General features: G+C 34.9%; 14 protein-coding genes and 1 pseudogene. 11 read left to right on the plus strand and 4 right to left on the minus strand.

Annotated elements, in window-relative coordinates; all coding sequences use genetic code 11:
- Nucleotides 1–989: 989 nt before the first annotated feature.
- Nucleotides 990–2,192 carry an argininosuccinate synthase gene (locus F6K22_RS00500; RefSeq protein WP_293092194.1) on the minus strand — a complete coding sequence of 401 codons (1,203 nt, stop codon included), beginning with the start codon at nucleotides 2,190–2,192 and terminating at the stop codon, nucleotides 990–992.
- 397 nt (nucleotides 2,193–2,589) lie between these two features.
- Here F6K22_RS00500 and F6K22_RS41610 point away from each other — a divergent pair, with 397 nt between their 5' ends.
- The 6 genes from F6K22_RS41610 (at nucleotide 2,590) to trxA (ending at nucleotide 6,784) form a co-directional block, all read left to right on the plus strand.
- Nucleotides 2,590–2,718, plus strand: coding sequence for a helix-turn-helix domain-containing protein (locus tag F6K22_RS41610; RefSeq protein ID WP_363272551.1), 129 nt, complete (start codon nucleotides 2,590–2,592; stop codon nucleotides 2,716–2,718).
- Between the two features lie 676 nt (nucleotides 2,719–3,394).
- Entirely contained in the window at nucleotides 3,395–3,523 is a 129-nt protein-coding gene (locus F6K22_RS00510; RefSeq protein ID WP_293092196.1) for a hypothetical protein, read from the plus strand.
- 209 nt (nucleotides 3,524–3,732) lie between these two features.
- Entirely contained in the window at nucleotides 3,733–4,656 is a 924-nt protein-coding gene (locus tag F6K22_RS00515) for a glycosyltransferase family 2 protein (RefSeq protein WP_293092212.1), read from the plus strand.
- Between the two features lie 1,213 nt (nucleotides 4,657–5,869).
- A complete protein-coding gene (locus tag F6K22_RS41615) occupies nucleotides 5,870–6,001 on the plus strand; it encodes a hypothetical protein (protein ID WP_363272553.1) in 132 nt (43 codons plus the stop codon).
- A 90-nt stretch (nucleotides 6,002–6,091) separates the two neighbouring features.
- A complete protein-coding gene (locus F6K22_RS00525) occupies nucleotides 6,092–6,313 on the plus strand; it encodes a hypothetical protein (RefSeq protein ID WP_293092198.1) in 222 nt (73 codons plus the stop codon).
- A gap of 150 nt (nucleotides 6,314–6,463) precedes the next feature.
- The gene (gene trxA / locus F6K22_RS00530; protein ID WP_293092200.1) at nucleotides 6,464–6,784 is read left to right on the plus strand and encodes a thioredoxin; all 321 of its coding nucleotides are present in this window, start codon (nucleotides 6,464–6,466) and stop codon (nucleotides 6,782–6,784) included.
- Between the two features lie 702 nt (nucleotides 6,785–7,486).
- On the opposite strand, the gene F6K22_RS00535 is transcribed toward trxA, so the two are convergent.
- Nucleotides 7,487–8,305 (minus strand): class I SAM-dependent methyltransferase, encoded by an 819-nt coding sequence (locus tag F6K22_RS00535; protein ID WP_293092202.1) that lies wholly within the window; start codon nucleotides 8,303–8,305, stop codon nucleotides 7,487–7,489.
- A 541-nt stretch (nucleotides 8,306–8,846) separates the two neighbouring features.
- On the opposite strand from F6K22_RS00535, the gene F6K22_RS00540 reads away from it, so the two are divergent.
- The 5 genes and pseudogenes from F6K22_RS00540 to nadC form a co-directional block, all read left to right on the plus strand.
- On the plus strand, nucleotides 8,847–9,791 hold the full coding sequence (locus F6K22_RS00540) for a spermine/spermidine synthase domain-containing protein (RefSeq protein ID WP_293092204.1): 945 nt from the start codon (nucleotides 8,847–8,849) through the stop codon (nucleotides 9,789–9,791).
- 144 nt (nucleotides 9,792–9,935) lie between these two features.
- On the plus strand, nucleotides 9,936–10,103 hold the full coding sequence (locus tag F6K22_RS00545) for a YqaE/Pmp3 family membrane protein (RefSeq protein ID WP_293092206.1): 168 nt from the start codon (nucleotides 9,936–9,938) through the stop codon (nucleotides 10,101–10,103).
- A gap of 502 nt (nucleotides 10,104–10,605) precedes the next feature.
- Entirely contained in the window at nucleotides 10,606–11,673 is a 1,068-nt protein-coding gene (locus tag F6K22_RS00550; RefSeq protein ID WP_293092208.1) for a branched-chain amino acid aminotransferase, read from the plus strand.
- Between the two features lie 865 nt (nucleotides 11,674–12,538).
- Nucleotides 12,539–13,390, plus strand: coding sequence for an EI24 domain-containing protein (locus F6K22_RS00555; RefSeq protein WP_293092210.1), 852 nt, complete (start codon nucleotides 12,539–12,541; stop codon nucleotides 13,388–13,390).
- Between the two features lie 253 nt (nucleotides 13,391–13,643).
- Nucleotides 13,644–14,381, plus strand: a pseudogene (nadC, locus tag F6K22_RS00560) (carboxylating nicotinate-nucleotide diphosphorylase); the annotation flags it as partial.
- Nucleotides 14,382–15,258: 877 nt separating this feature from the next.
- Here nadC and F6K22_RS00565 read toward each other — a convergent pair.
- Complete coding sequence (locus tag F6K22_RS00565) at nucleotides 15,259–16,065, minus strand: TPM domain-containing protein (protein ID WP_293092211.1); 807 nt, start codon at nucleotides 16,063–16,065, stop codon at nucleotides 15,259–15,261.
- 741 nt (nucleotides 16,066–16,806) lie between these two features.
- Nucleotides 16,807–16,962: crossover junction endodeoxyribonuclease RuvC (locus F6K22_RS00570; RefSeq protein WP_293092214.1), on the minus strand; the 156-nt coding region annotated here is incomplete at its 5' end.

Consider the following 16,962-nt stretch of genomic DNA (forward strand, 5'->3'; position numbering starts at 1 on the left):
ATTGAAGAAAAACAAGAGTAATATCATGTCCGGATGAATAGTTATAAATAATTGGGGAGTTCTCAGGAGTCAGGAGGGAGAAGAGGAAGAGGAAGAGGAGAAAGTTTTTTTTATAACTAATTAAGCGGACATGATATAAAATGATAAATTAAAAAATCAAGATGAGAAAAATATTTATTCAGTTAATGTAGTTAATGTAGGTTTGGTTGAGGTACGAAACCCAACATCATCAGGACTTACGGATGAGGTATGAAAAAATAGGATTTGAGATTGCTTAAGAGTCGATCGCAATGACAACAATACCTTGTAATGCTTAAGTCCTAATCATTTAGATATTTATTGAAGAAAAACAAGAGTAATATCATGTCCGGATGAATAGTTATAAATAATTGGGGAGTTCTCAGGAGTCAGGAGGGAGAAGAGGAAGAGGAAGAGGAGAAAGTTTTTTTTATAACTAATTAAGCGGACATGATATAAAATGATAAATTAAAAAATCAAGATGAGAAAAATATTTATTCAGTTAATGTAGTTAATGTAGGTTTGGTTGAGGTACGAAACCCAACATCATCAGGACGTACGGATGAGGTAGGAAAAAATAGGATTTGAGATTGCTTAAGAGTCGATCGCAATGACAACAATACCTTGTAATGCTTAAGTCCTAATCATTTAGATATTTATTGAGTTGCGCAATAGAAAATCCATTCCGCTACGCGATCGCTTAACCCAAACTAAACAAAAAAAATTATTCCTGTAGAAATGAAAAAATATCCCTACAGGAACAACTAATTAAAGTTAAAAAATCGCCAACTTATTGACATACTCCCAATGTTGCGCTTGAGCGACAACGCGGGATTCTTCAACCCGCAAAGGAGTTGCAGTTTATACAGAGAGAGGTGATGTCGGACCCCTGTGTTCTTTTATTATAATATGGTCGCTTTCCCATACGACGTTCCCGACGAGGAGAACGCGGGACTTCTCGCTATTTTTTGTTAACCTCTAAGTTTCTCCGACCAAACACGAGTAGGCAAACCCCAAACATAAATAAATCCTTCCGCTGCTTTATGGTCAAACTCATCCTCTGCACCATAAGTTGCTAAGTCATAACTATATAAAGAGTTGCCAGACTGACGACCGACAACCATTGCATTACCCTTAAATAATTTCACCCGCACAACACCAGTCACCCTTTCCTGGGTCTGTTGAATAAAAGCATCCAACGCACCCTTCAACGGACTAAACCATAAACCGTTATAAACCAACTGACTGTAAGTTTCCTCAATACCACGCTTATAACGAGTTACATCAGCAGTCAAAGTTAAACTCTCTAAGTCACGGTGCGCTTGAATTAAAACCCACATCGCGGGAGACTCATAAATTTCTCGTGACTTAATCCCCACTAGACGGTTTTCAATCATGTCAATTCGACCGATACCATGATTTCCTGCTATCTGATTAAGTTTAGTTATCAACTCAATTCCACCTAAACCTTGACCATTCAGACTAACAGGAATTCCTTTGTCAAAACCAATCTCAATATATTCTGGTTCGTTAGGAGTATCGGCGATCGCCTTCGTCATGTTATAAACTTCTTCTGGTGGTTCCACCCAAGGATCTTCCAACTCACCTGCTTCGATCGCCATCCCCAATAAATTTTTATCTATACTGTAAGGGGAAGATTTTTTCACTGGTGCTGGAATGCCATATTTTTCACCATAAGCAATAGTCTCTTCGCGACTCATTCCCCACTCCCGCGCTGGTGCAAGAATTTTGATTTGAGGATTTAGTGCAGCAATAGCAACGTCAAACCTTACTTGGTCGTTACCCTTTCCTGTACAACCATGAGCAATAGCATCAGCACCATATTTTTCTGCTGCGTCTACTAATATTTTGGCAATTAAAGGTCGAGCTAATGCTGTCGCCAGAGGGTAACGATTTTCATACAGAGCATTTGCTTGAATAGCAGGAAAAGCATATTCTTTAATCAGAGGTTCGATAACATCTATGACTAGAGATTCTACTGCACCCGAATCTAATGCTTTTTTCTGAACTGCTTCTAACTCATCCCCCTGACCTAGATCTGCTGCTAGGGTAATTACTTCTTTTACTCCCCATTCATTTTTTAGGTAGGGAATACAAACGGAGGTATCTACTCCACCAGAATAAGCTAATACAACTTTAGTGGCACGACTCATAGATTTTTTTCTAGAAATTAACAACTGGGTTTTTATTATGGGACTAAGCCTGTAAAATTATTGTCAGGCAAAGTACAGATTCTAGAGTCTATCCTAATTGTTAGAGGAATGAAAAGTGGGTAATAGGATGTAGAAAAAACTAGAGACCCACATAGGAAAAATACCCCATCAAAACTTTTCTGCTTTTTCTGTTGTGCTGACTCCTGCTTTGTTTACCTTCTTTAGCTGAATCGCTGAGAAACCTCACGCCATAATATGCAGATTTGGCGACCAGATGAATCGGCAGCAAATTGAATGGGTTCGATGCCCATCAATTGGCCAACATCCCAGCAGAAGCTTTCGCCCTAGTTGAAAAACTTGTATTATTATCATGCTATAACCCCGGAAATTTTCCACCATGCGGACTGCCTACCAATATAAATTAAGGCCAAACAAAGAACAAATAGACACAATAGAAATGTGGTTAGAATTGTTACGTCGGCAGTACAACTATCGGTTAGGTGAAAGATTCTCATGGTGGTCATAAAACCGTTGTCCAGTTAACGCTTGCCCCTTGGTAATGCCAATTCCTGAACTAAGAGACAATCCAGATTATTACTCTCAAAAACGAGATTTGGTCAATACCAAAGACAAGTTTCCTTCCTACAAGCTAATTCATTCTCAGGTGTTACAAGATTGCATAAAACGGTTCATTAATTGATAATTGATAATTGATAATGGATAATTGATAATTACAAGAAGGTTTTAACCGTTACACCAATTGAAGATCAGGAAATATTATTTCTTCTCAAGGGGAGATTTGAGGCAAGCGTTTGCGTAGCGTCCCGGAGGGAACGGAAACCTCGCCATCCCATCCTAACGGAATGCTCCGCTTGCTGACCGCTCTCTTGGTCGATTGGAGGCCAGCGAGGAAACCTCGCCATCCCATCCTTACGGAATGCTGCGCAAACGACCGCTGTCTTGGTCGATTGGAGGCCAGCGAGGAGACCTCGCCATCCCTCGACCGCTTTTTCCCCTATCCAAGGGGAGGCTTTAAACCAAAATTATTTAATTATTAATAATTAATAATTAATAATTCGGTAAAATTTGCCTTTGATAGATGGTTTAAAGCAGATAAAAGTGGATATAAATTAGGAAGACCAAGGTTTAATAAAACAAGCCGTTATCGTAGTTTTACTTATCCTCAAATCAAGTTTGATTGCATGGAAGGAAATAAAATTAATTTACCCAAAATTGGCAAGGTAAAGTTAATTCAGCATCGTCCAATACCAGAAGAGTTTATAATTAAAACTGTGACGATTAGTCTTCAACAATTAATAATTAATAATTAACAATTAATAATTAATTATTACCGAAATAATTAATTATTAAACAATTAAATAAATAGACCGGGACTTGAATGGAGCGATAAATATAAAAAATAGGGCGGTAGGGCATTCCGTTCTCAAAGCACGCGCTTGCCCGATGCAATGGCAGGGCTGGGAAACGAGAAGCCCACACTAAGCTAGCGCTATAGTGTGGGAGTATGTCAGGAGAAAAAATGTTTTTCAGTGTAGTTATTCCCACTTATAATCGCAAACCGATTTTAGAAAAATGTCTTCGCGCTCTGGAAAATCAAAATTATGACCGCCCAATTATAGATTATGAAGTAATAGTTGTTGATGATGGTTCGACAGATGACACTATCTCTTGCTTAAAGGCCAGAGCAACAGAATTTTCTCATGTCCAACTTTTGACTCAATCTCACCAAGGGCCAGCAGCAGCTCGGAATTTGGGGGTTGAGCAGGCCAAGGGAGATTTTATCATTTTTATTGATAGTGACTTGGTGGTGACAGATTCTTTTCTACAATCACACGCAAATAGTTTGGTTGGTGCAGGGTCAGAGAATGTATTTACTTATGGCAGAGTTATTAATACTTGTAATTTTGATTTTCCCACTTCAGAACCTTATAAGTTGACTGATTTTTCGGCAGCTTTTTTTGCTACAGGAAATGTGGCGATCGCTCGTCATTGGTTAATTGCAGCGGGGTTATTTGATACTCGTTTTCAACAGTATGGTTGGGAAGATTTGGAGTTAGGGGTTAGGTTAAAAAATTTGGGTTTAAAATTGATTAAGTGTCCGGATGCTGTTGGTTATCATTGGCATCCACCTTTTTCTTTGGAGCAGTTACCAGGAATGATTGAAAGAGAAATTCAAAGGGGGAAAATGGGTGTTTTGTTTTATCAAAAACATCCGACTTGGGAAGTTAAAATGATGATTCAAATGACTTGGATACATAGATTATTATGGGGATTTTTATCATTAGGTGGCAGATTAAATGAAAAGACAATGGCTGTTTTTTTGCAATGGTTAATTGACCGAGGAAAATCACAGTTAGCTTTAGAAATTTCTCGGATATTTTTGAATTGGTATAATGTAAAAGCTGTTTATGCTGCTTATGGTAATATTGATAATTATAATTAAGGAGATAGTAAGTATTTCTGTGCTGGAATGTTCGGCAAATAATTATTAGCAATAAGGGTAAATATTCAGCTATTAGCAGTCAGCTTAAGTGCAATAAGATAGTCTTTTTAAGGACGGAGTTTAAATAAATATAGACTTTAAGGTCTTTTGTAGTAAGATTTAATTCTTGCTCAATTAATACAGCTTTGAATACGTACTAAAAACAATAACTGTTAGCTGTTAACCCAGTTCCTCCCCTTGGTATAATGTAAAAGCTGTTTATGCTGCTTATGGTAATATTGATAATTATAATTAAGGAGATAGTAAGTATTTCTGTGCTGGAATGTTCGGCAAATAATTATTAGCAATAAGGGTAAATATTCAGCTATTAGCAGTCAGCTTAAGTGCAATAAGATAGTCTTTTATTAGCAGTCAGCTTAAGTACAATAAGACAGTCTTTTTAAGGACGGAGTTTAAATAAATTATAGACTTTAAGGTCTTTTGTAGTAAGATTTAATTATCGCTCAATTAATACAGCTTTGAATACCTACTAAAAACAATAGCTGTTAACGCAGTTCCTCCGCGAGGAGGCTAGCTAATAGCTGACGGCTGAATGCTTACCAATAAGTTCTGAACTTTTTTTATGAATTAAGTAATGATTTGTTTAAGAACACTTACGGCGGATTCCTGGTTGATGAGGTACAGTGGCACTAAATTTTTAAATAGTTTTTGAAGTATCGAATAAAGTTTTCATGTCTTTAATCAAATCTACTATAATCACTGTACCATACTTACATGGAATAGGCTGTATATTCACTGAGTAGCTATTATTTATGCTAGAAACTATCTGAAATCTATTAACAATAGACTTATTGCAGAAGTCAGGAAATAGAGAGATGAAATTGTTGATTTTAGATCTTGAATTTATTTAATTACAACCTTTGTAAGAGGTCTAATAATTTCTTCGCATCAAGACAAGATGAGGTTAATTATAATAAGTGCTGAAGTTTGCCGTTTCGACCCAGGAGGGAAGCTAAAAGCTGACGGCAGTTAGCTGTAGATTCCCTAGGAAATCTTTATAGAGGATATTAATTTTTCCATTGTTTTATCAAAACAGAGTCAAATCAAAAACATCCGAATTGGGAAGTTATAGTGTTACGCATTAAGGTTAAAACATTGATAAATTATGAAACCCTTTGACACCCTACTATTCCCTATTCCCTAGCACTATAAAATGATGATTAAAATAACTTGGTTGCACAGATTATTATCAGGAGTTTTGTCATTGAGCGGGAGATTAAATGAACAGACAATGACTGTTTTTGTGCAACAGTTAATTTATCTAGTCAAATCACATTTAGCTTGAGAAATTTCTCGGATATTTTTAAATTGCTACAATGTAAAAGCTATTTATGTTGCTGATGACAATATTGATAATTATAGTTAAAAAGAGATAATGATTGAACCTGATTTTCCTCATATTATGTTGTCCTTTGAATATAAAGGTTGGAAAGTTGAAATAGACAAAGGTGAAATGAATGGATATCCTACTTATGCAGTTTGGGCTAATTATCAATTAGGTTGTGTTGTAGCAGTACCTTATGCTTCTTCTCGACAAGAGGCAGTTAAACTTGCCAAGCAATGGATTGACGATCGAAATAATAATAAAATAACTTAGATTATCTATCTATACATCTATAGGTATAGGCTTTATCAAAGCGATCGCTTACACTTATTTTTCTTCTTCCCTAAAAACTTAGAAATTAATAGCTAACAAGTACGATAATTACTATATGATGAATAATAATTAATTATATCAGGTATTCCAATGAATACAGCAACTTACATAAATGACAGTGAATTTGATACACTTTTAACTTCTGAGACAGTCTTTGTCGTAGATTGTACTGCATCCTGGTGTGGTCCATGTAAGAAAATTAGTCCTTTAATTGACCAGTTAGCTGAAGAATATCAAGGTCGTGTCAAAGTAGTTAAACTTGATATTTCTGAAAACAAAGAAACTGCCACGAAATTCAGTATTCGTAGTATTCCAGCAGTGATGTTTTTTAAAAGTAGTGAACTTGTAGAAAATATAGTTGGGGTTTCTCCTTATGAAACTTACAAGACAGCACTTGATAAGTTACTTTAATTATTCTATTAAGTAAGTCGGCTTGAAAAATTATCGTTTTTCTTGAATGTTTGAGAGCTACTTAATTTATTTAATTTATCGCTCAATTTTTCTGGTGATTAACTGGCAATAGGAAATCTCAAAAGTTTGCCTACATATCCTGAAAAAAATATTTTGGATGTAGGTAAAAAACAAAAAAAAATTGTTTAATTTGCTTCAGCTATAGGAAGGTTCCTAATAACCTCTTTATTTTCCTCCCTCTGCACTTGTTTGGTGTTAATTCTTACAGCATTTGACCAGGATAGTGAGCTAAAGTTTATTAATTCTTTTTTGCCTGTTGCCTAAAGTCCTAAAATTTTGTACCTCATCAACTCCAAAACTGCTGTAAGTAGGAATGTCTGAATAAATCCATAACCAATAGATATTATAAGTTTAAGTGCTGCGAAAGCTTGAAAAAAGTGCAATAAAATGACTAAAATTCAGCTCAAAAACCTAACATTTTGGGCAAAATATGAGGAAAAAAGCAGAGAAAGTAATACTAAAACTATTAATATTACCTGTTCTCTGCCTTCACCCATAATATTTTTTCAGCAATTCCTAAGTCTCCAACTAAACATAGTATAAAGCATTAATTTTTAGCAATCATATCAGTAAAATGAAATATAAGTTGGTAACATATATAAATGATTCTAGACTGCAACAATAACTTAAATAATCAATAATTTAGAAATATTTATTTGGTTTACCTTCCTTAAAAGCCATAATTCTAATTCTCTTATAATCAGCTATCCATTTACCCTTCTTATATAAATTAGGACGCAATCTATTTTCGATATCATCAATAATAATATTTTGCTTTTTTTCAGGAATTCCTTCAAAGAAACAACTCGCGAACATCTTAATCCAATTACGCAGACCATATTCTCCGTCTTCAAGTTTATTTGGTCTTTCTAATAACCTAGCAAAAGTCAACAAAAAACCTTCCGATTCTAATAGAGTAGCATATTCTCCTACAGTAGGAAAATACCAAGGATTAAGTTGTTTATTGCTACTATAACCAGCAGCATCTAAAGCTTCATAAATACCACTAATAATTGTTTCAATATTACCTTTTCCACCAAATTCTGTAACGAAACGACCTCCTGGTTTAAGTACGCGCCAAATATTATGGATAACTTTTTTTGGTTCTTTAATCCAATGAAGTGCTGCATTAGAAAACACCGCATCAAATGTTTCTTTCAACTCGATCTTAACTCCGTCTCCCACTACAAACTTAATATCTGGATAACAACGGTGAGCTTCTTCAATCATACTCGGAGCATTATCAATTCCTATAACTTTTGCTCCTCTCGTAGTAATTTTATAAGTCAGATGACCTGTACCACAACCAAGGTCAAGAATTTTTTCACCTATTTGGGGATTGAGCAATTCTAATAAATCTATTGCCAAGTTAGAAACAAAGGAATGTTTACTCTCGTAAAGTTCTACATCCCACTGATTGAAAGAGACATTTGAGAAGTTGTTAGTTGTATTATTTTCCATAGCACCATCAAGAGTAATTTATTTAATGAATTATACTTGAATACAAGCTACAATTTGTTAAGTCACAAGTCAAAAGTAAGGCTTGAGTGATGAGTGTAGATAATTTTAATGAGATAAATAAGTAATAATACCTGCGATTTAATCAAAAGTCAGATTTGAGTGATGAGTGCAGATAATTTTAATTAGGAAAAGTTATTTTTGCTCTTGATATATTGATTGACATACTCTCTCCCTAAAAATTCGGACTGAGCGGGAGATTCTCAGCAAAACTCTTTCATTTAAGACTGTATGTTCTGTAAGTTAGTATACTAATTTTTAGATGTTGTTTAGCTAATTTTTTTCTGACTTTATGATAATTATTTGAGTGAGACTTAACTTTCTGATAGTGGAGATCCTCTGAAAAAAGGTGATTTAGTTAATAATATCTGTAAAAACCTCTAGTTTATATATTAATTTGCTTGGAATCGAAAACCATTTTGTGCTAAGAAATAGATTCTGTGTCAATAATTTTGGATAAATATGTCATTCAGGAGTATGTCTTATGGCTGGTACTGAAGTTGGTGCAGATTTCTGGGTCAGTGAGTATATCACACCTTGGGATATTTATGTTCATGGTATTACTCAGGTTCTTGCCTATAAGAAAACTGCTTATCAAGAAATGTACATTGTAGAAACAGGTATTTATGGTAAAGCACTGGTTCTTGATGGTAAATGGCAATCTTGTACAGGGGATGAATTTTTATACCATGAACCTTTAGTACATCCTCCCATGATTTGTCATGGTTCTCCTGGCAAAGTTCTTGTTCTTGGTGGTGGTGAGGGAGCTACTGTTCGGGAGGTCTTACGTTGGCAAACTGTGGAAAAAGTGGCCATGGTTGATATTGATGGAGAAGTGGTAGAAGCTTGTCGGCAGTATTTGCCAGAAATGCACAAGAATGCTTTTGATGACCCTCGCCTCAAGTTGGTCATTGGTGATGCTTTAGAATTTTTGGATACTTCTGGTGAAGGTTGGGATGTGGTCATTTCTGACCTTTCCGATCCTATTGAAGAGGGACCCTCATTTCAATTATTTACTAAGGACTATTTTGAAAAAATTCTGCGGGTACTTACTCCAGGAGGATTTTTTGTTGTTCAAGCTGGTCCTGTTTCCCCTGGAGAAATGAAACTTCATGCTCGAATTGTCAATACAATGAAGGCGGTATTTCCTTATGTTCAATCCTATAGTAGTCATGTCCCTACTTATGGGCGACCTTGGGGTTTTGTTCTGGGTTCAAGGGAAATGATTGATAATTATCCTAATACAGAAAAAATTGATAAACTTTTGGCAGAAAAAACTACTGGTGGGTTTCAGATGTTGGATGGGACTACTTTATTGGGGATGTTACAAGTGCCTAAACATCTGCGGGAAGCGATCGCCACTGAAACGGAGGTTTATACTTTAGCAAAACCTCCTAAATTTTTCGGTAAAGGTTCTACTAAGAGTTGAAGTTATATAAAGAGGGAGGAATAAAGAGGCAAGAAGGTTAATTATTGATATTCCCTTGTTTTGCCTATTCTATAATTCCTGACCTTTGTGGCTATTGCCATATTCTCAAAAAACAATAGTTTAAGAATTACAAGAGTAACTAAAATGACTATACTACGAATTCTGGCTGCTATATTTTTACCGCCTTTAGGTGTTTTCTTAACCGTTGGTCTAGGGGGTGCTTTTTGGATTAATCTTCTTTTAACTATTTTTGGTTTTTATATTGGTGGCATTGTTCATGCTATTTGGGTTATTGCCAAGCATGATGAATAATCTGAAGTTCGGTAATTAGAGTCACAAACCCACCATTAATTGCTCCGCAATATATAGGGGGCACCGAGATTGCCCATAATGTGACCAGTTCCCTAGAATTTCTAGGAGTCGTTATCTAGTTTATGACACCTCTGGGTGCGTGCCAACCTTGAGCAACTGTCGTCTAATTTTAAACATCTTTAAACAGGTTAAGGAAGTAAATTAGACATCACAAGACTAGATAAGAGGATGGGTATTTGATTTTATTTGGATCAAAGCCAATTATCAATTAAAATTAACCCATCCCCACATTTTATGGTTATTTTTTGTATTATATCGCGCTTTTCATGATTAGTAGACCACAAAGTAGGGACGTTGCATGCAACGTCCCTACAGGGTTATCATTTTTTTTATGTGGTTCATTGACCTGAAAACAGCTGTAAATTTTCTCATCACTGGTAACTACTAAGTTATCAATGGTATCCTAGAAAAATTGTAGTTACTATTCTGGAGTCAGACAATAATGCAAATAGTTAGTTCTCAAATATCTATAGAAAAAACTAGCCATTCTCGGATTAAAGAACAGGATATCAATAATAGTCCCTTTGGTAAAGTATTTAGCGACCATATGTTGGTTGCTAACTATTTAGATGGTAGTTGGCAAGAAGTGAAAATTATTCCCTATGGTAATATTTCTATGTCTCCTTCTATGTCTGCACTACATTATGGTCAGACAGTTTTTGAAGGTTTAAAAGCTTATAGAAATCCTATAGGAAAACCTTTATTATTTCGCCCGGAAGCTAATTATAAACGGATTAATGAATCAGCTTTTCGATTATGTATGCCACCTGTTCCTGAAGATATTTTTATGGATGGTTTGAAAGAATTAATTAGACTAGATGCTGATTGGATTCCTACTCAATCAGGTAGTGTATTATATATTCGACCTATCTATTTTGCCACAGATGAATCGGTTGGTCTCAAACCAGCAAGTAGTTATAAATTTATTATTATTAGTTGTCCGGTAGGTGCTTATTATTCTGAACCTGTAAAGTTAATTGTAACTGATAAATATGTTCGAGCTGCTGAAGGAGGAACTGGTGCAGCTAAATGTGGAGGTAATTATGGTGGTAGTTTATTAGCAGATAAAGAAGCTAAACAACAGGGTTATGATAATGTTTTATGGTTGGATGGGAAGCAGAAAAAATATATTGAAGAATGTGGCACAATGAATGTGGCTTTCCTTATTAATGATGTGGTTATTACTCCTAAGTTAACGGGAACTATATTGCCAGGAATTACTAGAGATAGTGTATTAACTTTATTCAAAGATATGGGTGTTAAAGTTCAGGAAAGATTAATTTCTATTGATGAAGTCGCAGATGCTTATCAAGAGGGGAGTCTTTCTGAAGCATTTGGCATGGGAACTGCTGCTACTATTGCTCATATTTCTACTATTAATTATCAAGGTAGAGATATGATTTTACCTCCTGTTTCTGAACGTAAATATGCTCCTAAAATTTTACAACAATTGGAAGATATTAAAACTGGGAAAGTTACTGACCCTTATGGCTGGGTTTGTCAATTGTAAACTAGGGATTCAATAATTAACAATTAATAATTAATAATTAATAATTACCTATTCTGTAATAGAAGGATTGGCTAAAAGGAATTTTTTTCTTCTCTTGGTCGATTGGATCTGGTTAGGTAACCCATCCATCCCTAGACCGCTTTTTCTCCATGAATGGAGAGGCTTTATACCTTAATTTTTCGGTAAGGAGTAGGGAGTAGAAAATAAGAAAAACAAACGTACCTTAGTAACTTGAGAAATTATATATAGAGACAAGTTATGACTCGAGCCGGTACTATAGGCTGATTATAGAGTGAGGCAGAATATATAGCAACCCTCTAATCGGTTGTAATATTTTAGTAGTAGTTAGGAGTCAGAATTCAGAATTCAGAATTTTCAAGGTTTTCAGCTTAAATTAACTATTATAAAAATTGTCACGACCAATTTAGGATTGCTATAGATGTAAGCATTCAGCTAGCTCGCGGTCAGCTCTCAGCAATGAACATGAACTATGTGGTTCGATAGACTATTAAGGTTGACTAATGGACTTTTACAGTAACTTTTAATTCTTTGAAATCTCTCAATTACTTTAAAAGTAATAAAGCTGATAGTTGACCGCTGAATGCTTACCTATAGATATCTTTAATCAGCTTTTCGCTCATGGGATTTGGTATTAGATTAAAACTCAAAATCATAAGTTGATTAATTAAATATAATTCTGTTCTACTTTGAGAATTTCATAAGCAAAATTAATTATCAATTATCCATTGTTAAAATTGCTATATTTCTCCCATAGTTACTATCAAAAAAATTCTCGGGATAATGCCAAGTTTGATAAATGTTTGCTACACTTTTTTGAGTAGAGGAGCGGGGGAGTTATGAACTTATGATAAAACAGCAAAATTCAAGGTCAATACTATCTATATTTGAAGCTCCTGTAGGATTAGTGGCAGGCGCAACTTACCATTTTCGTGCTCTAATGATATTTGTCAAAAATCCCAGATTAATAGGTTATATAATTGTTCCAATTTTTATTAATATTGTGGTCGGAATTATTCTTTATATTGGTTTACTTCTGCCGGGAATTAATTTGACTGAGACTATTTTTAATAACTTATCTTTGCGCTTTGATGCTCTAATTGCTCAACTACCAACTTGGTTAAATTTTTTAAGTTATTTAGATAATATCTTAGATTGGTTTATACAACTCATCATATTTATCATATTACTTCTGATAATTGGATTTTTGTTAGTACAATTTGGAGTGATTCTTGGTTCGCCTTTTTATGGTCAACTTTCTGAACAATTAGAAAAAATTATAACTGGAACATTACCTGAAGATCCTCCAGGTTTATTAGCCTCTCTTAAGGATATTTGGCGAGCTATACTTTTTGAGCTAAAAAAAATTGCTTTGTTTCTGGGAATAGGGTTGCCAATATTACTACTAAACTTTTTTCCTGGAGGCTCTTTAATAGCAACTATTGGTGGCATAGCTTTAACAACTTCTATTGTTTGTCTTGACTTTTTTGATGGACCCTTGGAGAGAAGAAAATTAAAATTTCGAGAGAAGTTAACAGTCGTACGTCGTAGTTTTCCAGCAAGTGCTACTTTTGGGTTAATTTGTCAAGCTTTAATTACTATTCCTATAGTTAATTTCTTAGGTATTCCGCTTTGTGTAGCAGCAGGTACTTTATTTTGTTGCGATCGCGTCTTACCCAAACTATTACCGAATAATTAATAATTAATAGTTAATAATTAATAGTTAATAATTAATAATTAAGAGTTGATAGTCAATTAATTATTCATTCAACAATTCACACCTTGAAGCCTCCCCCTTCCCTTACTATCCCTGATAAGGAACTCCTGAAAACCTTGTGGGAGGGTGGGGAGAGGGGGAAGAGGGGGAAGAGGGGGAAGAGGGGGAAGAGGGGGAAGAGGGGGGAGTAAGAATCTTGGGGTGAATTTCTTAAAAAAATGTACTTTTCAATACTCATTGGTTAGTAAAGGAACCAGGAGTTATTGCAGGTTTACCTATAGCAGCTAGGGTATTTCAACTTCTGGATGAAAAGGTAAATCTTTTGCCCACTGTTGCAGAGGGGGAATGGTGCGAGAAGGGAAAAGTAATTGCTAAATTAGATGGACCTTTAGATAGTTTACTAACTGGGGAAAGAGTGGCCTTAAATCTGGGAATGCGTCTGAGTGGGATAGCAACTATGACCCGTAGATACGCAGACAAAATTGCCGATCTGGAAGTGCAACTGGTTGATACTCGGAAAACAACACCTGGTCTGAGAATATTAGAAAAATATGCCACTCAAGTTGGTGGGGCAAAAAATCATCGCATGGGTCTGGATGATGCAGTGATGATTAAAGATAATCATATTGCTGCTGCTGGAGGTATTGGGGAAGCGATCGCTAAAGTCAGAGAAACGATACCTTATCCTTTAACTATTGAAGTAGAAACAGAAACATTACTAGAAGTAGAGACTGCTTTGGAGCATCAAGCGGATATTATTATGCTCGATAATATGTCTGTTGAAGTGATGGAGCAAGCAGTTAAAATGATTCGGCAAAATAATAGTCGGATTAAAATTGAAGCTTCGGGAAATATTACCCTGGAAACTATTAGGAATGTTGCTGAAACAGGAGTAGATTATATTTCTACTAGCGCTCCTATTACTCGGTCAACTTGGTTAGATTTAAGTATGAAATTAGAAAAAGTGGTTTAATCAATATTTCATTTCTAGGTAATCCTAAATATGTAAGGATATCTGTCAAGACATCCTTATTATCCTTTTAATAGAAATCTCCAAAAATTAAAAATAAAATCAATTATTTTTGCCTGTTCCCTGTTCCCTGTTCCCTCTTTTCTCAAGATTTCTAATAGTTAAAAGGTAAGCTATAAAAATTATTACTTGTTTATTACTTCTGATATCAAATCTGCTTGCTTTACAGTGTTATAAGAAAGTGGGTGGGAGGTAGATGTTAGTGTAGTCAGGCATTTAACATAAACCAGATTTCTATGCTTTTTTCAACAGATACTGCCTCCTTTGATATGATTATTTAAAAATTTACTTTAACTTAAAGCACTTTTCAGGTGCATAACCTCACGTCACAACCAAAACCTTATAGGGAAGTTCCATGAAACCTCCCTACTATGGTTTACCCAAATGAAAACGGCTGTAATATAGTAATGACAATTGTTTTGCTAAACAGAGTATTAGATGAAAAATTAAAGAGNAGCGATCGCCTTTCTCTATTTTAACAGTTAAATTTTGGCTCTCTTTCGATCAAGTAATATCTGGAGTTCCTTTGATAATTTTTTTTGAAGGTAAATATCAGCCAGTTTTTTCAACTTACCACCACTTAATTCTTTGAGTTGATTCTGAATCTGATTGATTGTTGCTAGAAGAATTTTATAGATTTCCAAATCAGAGATTTTTACTCTACTTAAAAGTAGCGATCGCCTTTCTCTATTTTAACAGTTAAATTTTGGCTCTCTCCAATCAAAAATCAGCTTCAAACAATTAAAAAAAACTAGGAATAATTGAATCAATCAAACATTCCTAGTTATTAATTTTTTTTAGTTTAGATATAGAAAATTTTTTAAGTTTCTGAAGGAGAAGATTGATTCAGAAATGGAGTCAGATAAGCAACTAAGGCACCAATAAGAAAACCTGCAATATTACGAGTCAATGGCAACCAATCTGAAGTTCTTGAAACTACCGGACCAATACCAAAAGCAATAAACAAAATTCCCCACAATGGAGAAAATATTAACGCCCACTGCCAAGAAAAAGCTTGGCCTGGTTTACGAGGTTGAGCTGCAAAGCCACAAATTACCCCACCAATAGCTGATGTAATTAAAGTTAAAATCCACTGCTCCCGTGGTAAACCTGGTACAACGTTACAACCACCTTGACGTAAACAAGTTTTGATAGATTCTAATGATTGAATAATTGATTGGTCTTCACCTTGGTCTCGCACAAAAAATTGATTACCATAGCGAGTTTGTAACTCTACCCAGAATGTCCGGGGCAGAAATTCATAAAGAGCGCGACCCACATTAAAGTTAAGGATATTACCACCACGAGCATCAGCTACTAACAAGACACTTTTATTATCAAGATCCCAAAAATCTTTAACTGCTCTACCAGGAGTACGGTCGAATTGAGTCAAGACTCTGAGTTTCCAGCCAGTTTCTGTTTCAAATTGCTCTAAGTCTTTGGCTAGTAAATTTTCTTGAATGTCTGTTAATGCTCTGGCTAGATCGATGATTGGTGTTTGCTCTTTGGGAAGTAAATCTGGATTGTTATAAGCTTGAGCAACTTTTGGAGTTAGAGCAAAAGTCGATAATGCTAGGAAGATTGCTGCAATTGATACAAAAAGTTTTTTTGAAAAAAATTTTATCATTGTATGTTTAGTTTAAATCCAAAAAGTGGACAGTAAATGCTTGTATTAAAAAAGAAAGCCAAAAATCTCATATTTCTTTACAATTATTTACTTTAACTCACAATTAGATAAAGTGTGAAGTTAATCTTAATATTTTTGAGACTTTTGACTTGCTTATATGGTCTTTTGTTAATACAAAACAGCCATTAATGATGTATTGAGGATAACAATTATCTATTTTTTACGGCCAACGAAGCTAGGGTTTGGAATGTAGTGGGAGCAAAATCCTGCCGTCGGTGAAAAAAAGAAATTTAAGTAGGGTTTGCTGAGAGTAGGATTCAAGAGCCAGGAATAAGCATTAAGGAGGAGGTACGCAGAAGAAGTGTTTCAGATTTTCTGCCCTTGTCTGCTCCAAATTTGAGCATTTAGGAGTGAAAAGCTTCCACTTCTTTCGTAAAAAAAGGCTTTAGCCTTTATCTCTAAATTCTTTTAGAGTTAATCAGCAAGGCTTAAGTAGACAGAGCAGTATAATTTAGAGGTATAAATTTTAGTTAATATGTATTAATGTCTAGATTACCGAAAATGTGATATAATTTATATTAACCTGCTAAGTATAAAAATAAAAATTTTCCATTAGCACTATACTATATGTGGAGAGGAAAAACTATAGCGCTACACTATATGTAGATTTTTCTAGACCTATTCCAAAATTAAAATCAAAAAAAAAAATTTTGTATACTTTTCAGAAAAATCTCTTACTGCCTAATTTAACCAACTTCCTGCTAGAGCAACCGCTAAAGCATCAGCCGCATCGTCCGGTTTAGGAATTTCTTCCAAATTTAATTCTCTAGCTACTGCTTGTTGCACATCAGATTTATCTGCATTGCCATAGCCTGTTATTGCTTGCTTAATTTGTGC

It is taken from the genome of Okeania sp. SIO2F4 (assembly GCF_010672385.1).
Classification (GTDB): Bacteria; Cyanobacteriota; Cyanobacteriia; order Cyanobacteriales; family Microcoleaceae; genus Trichodesmium.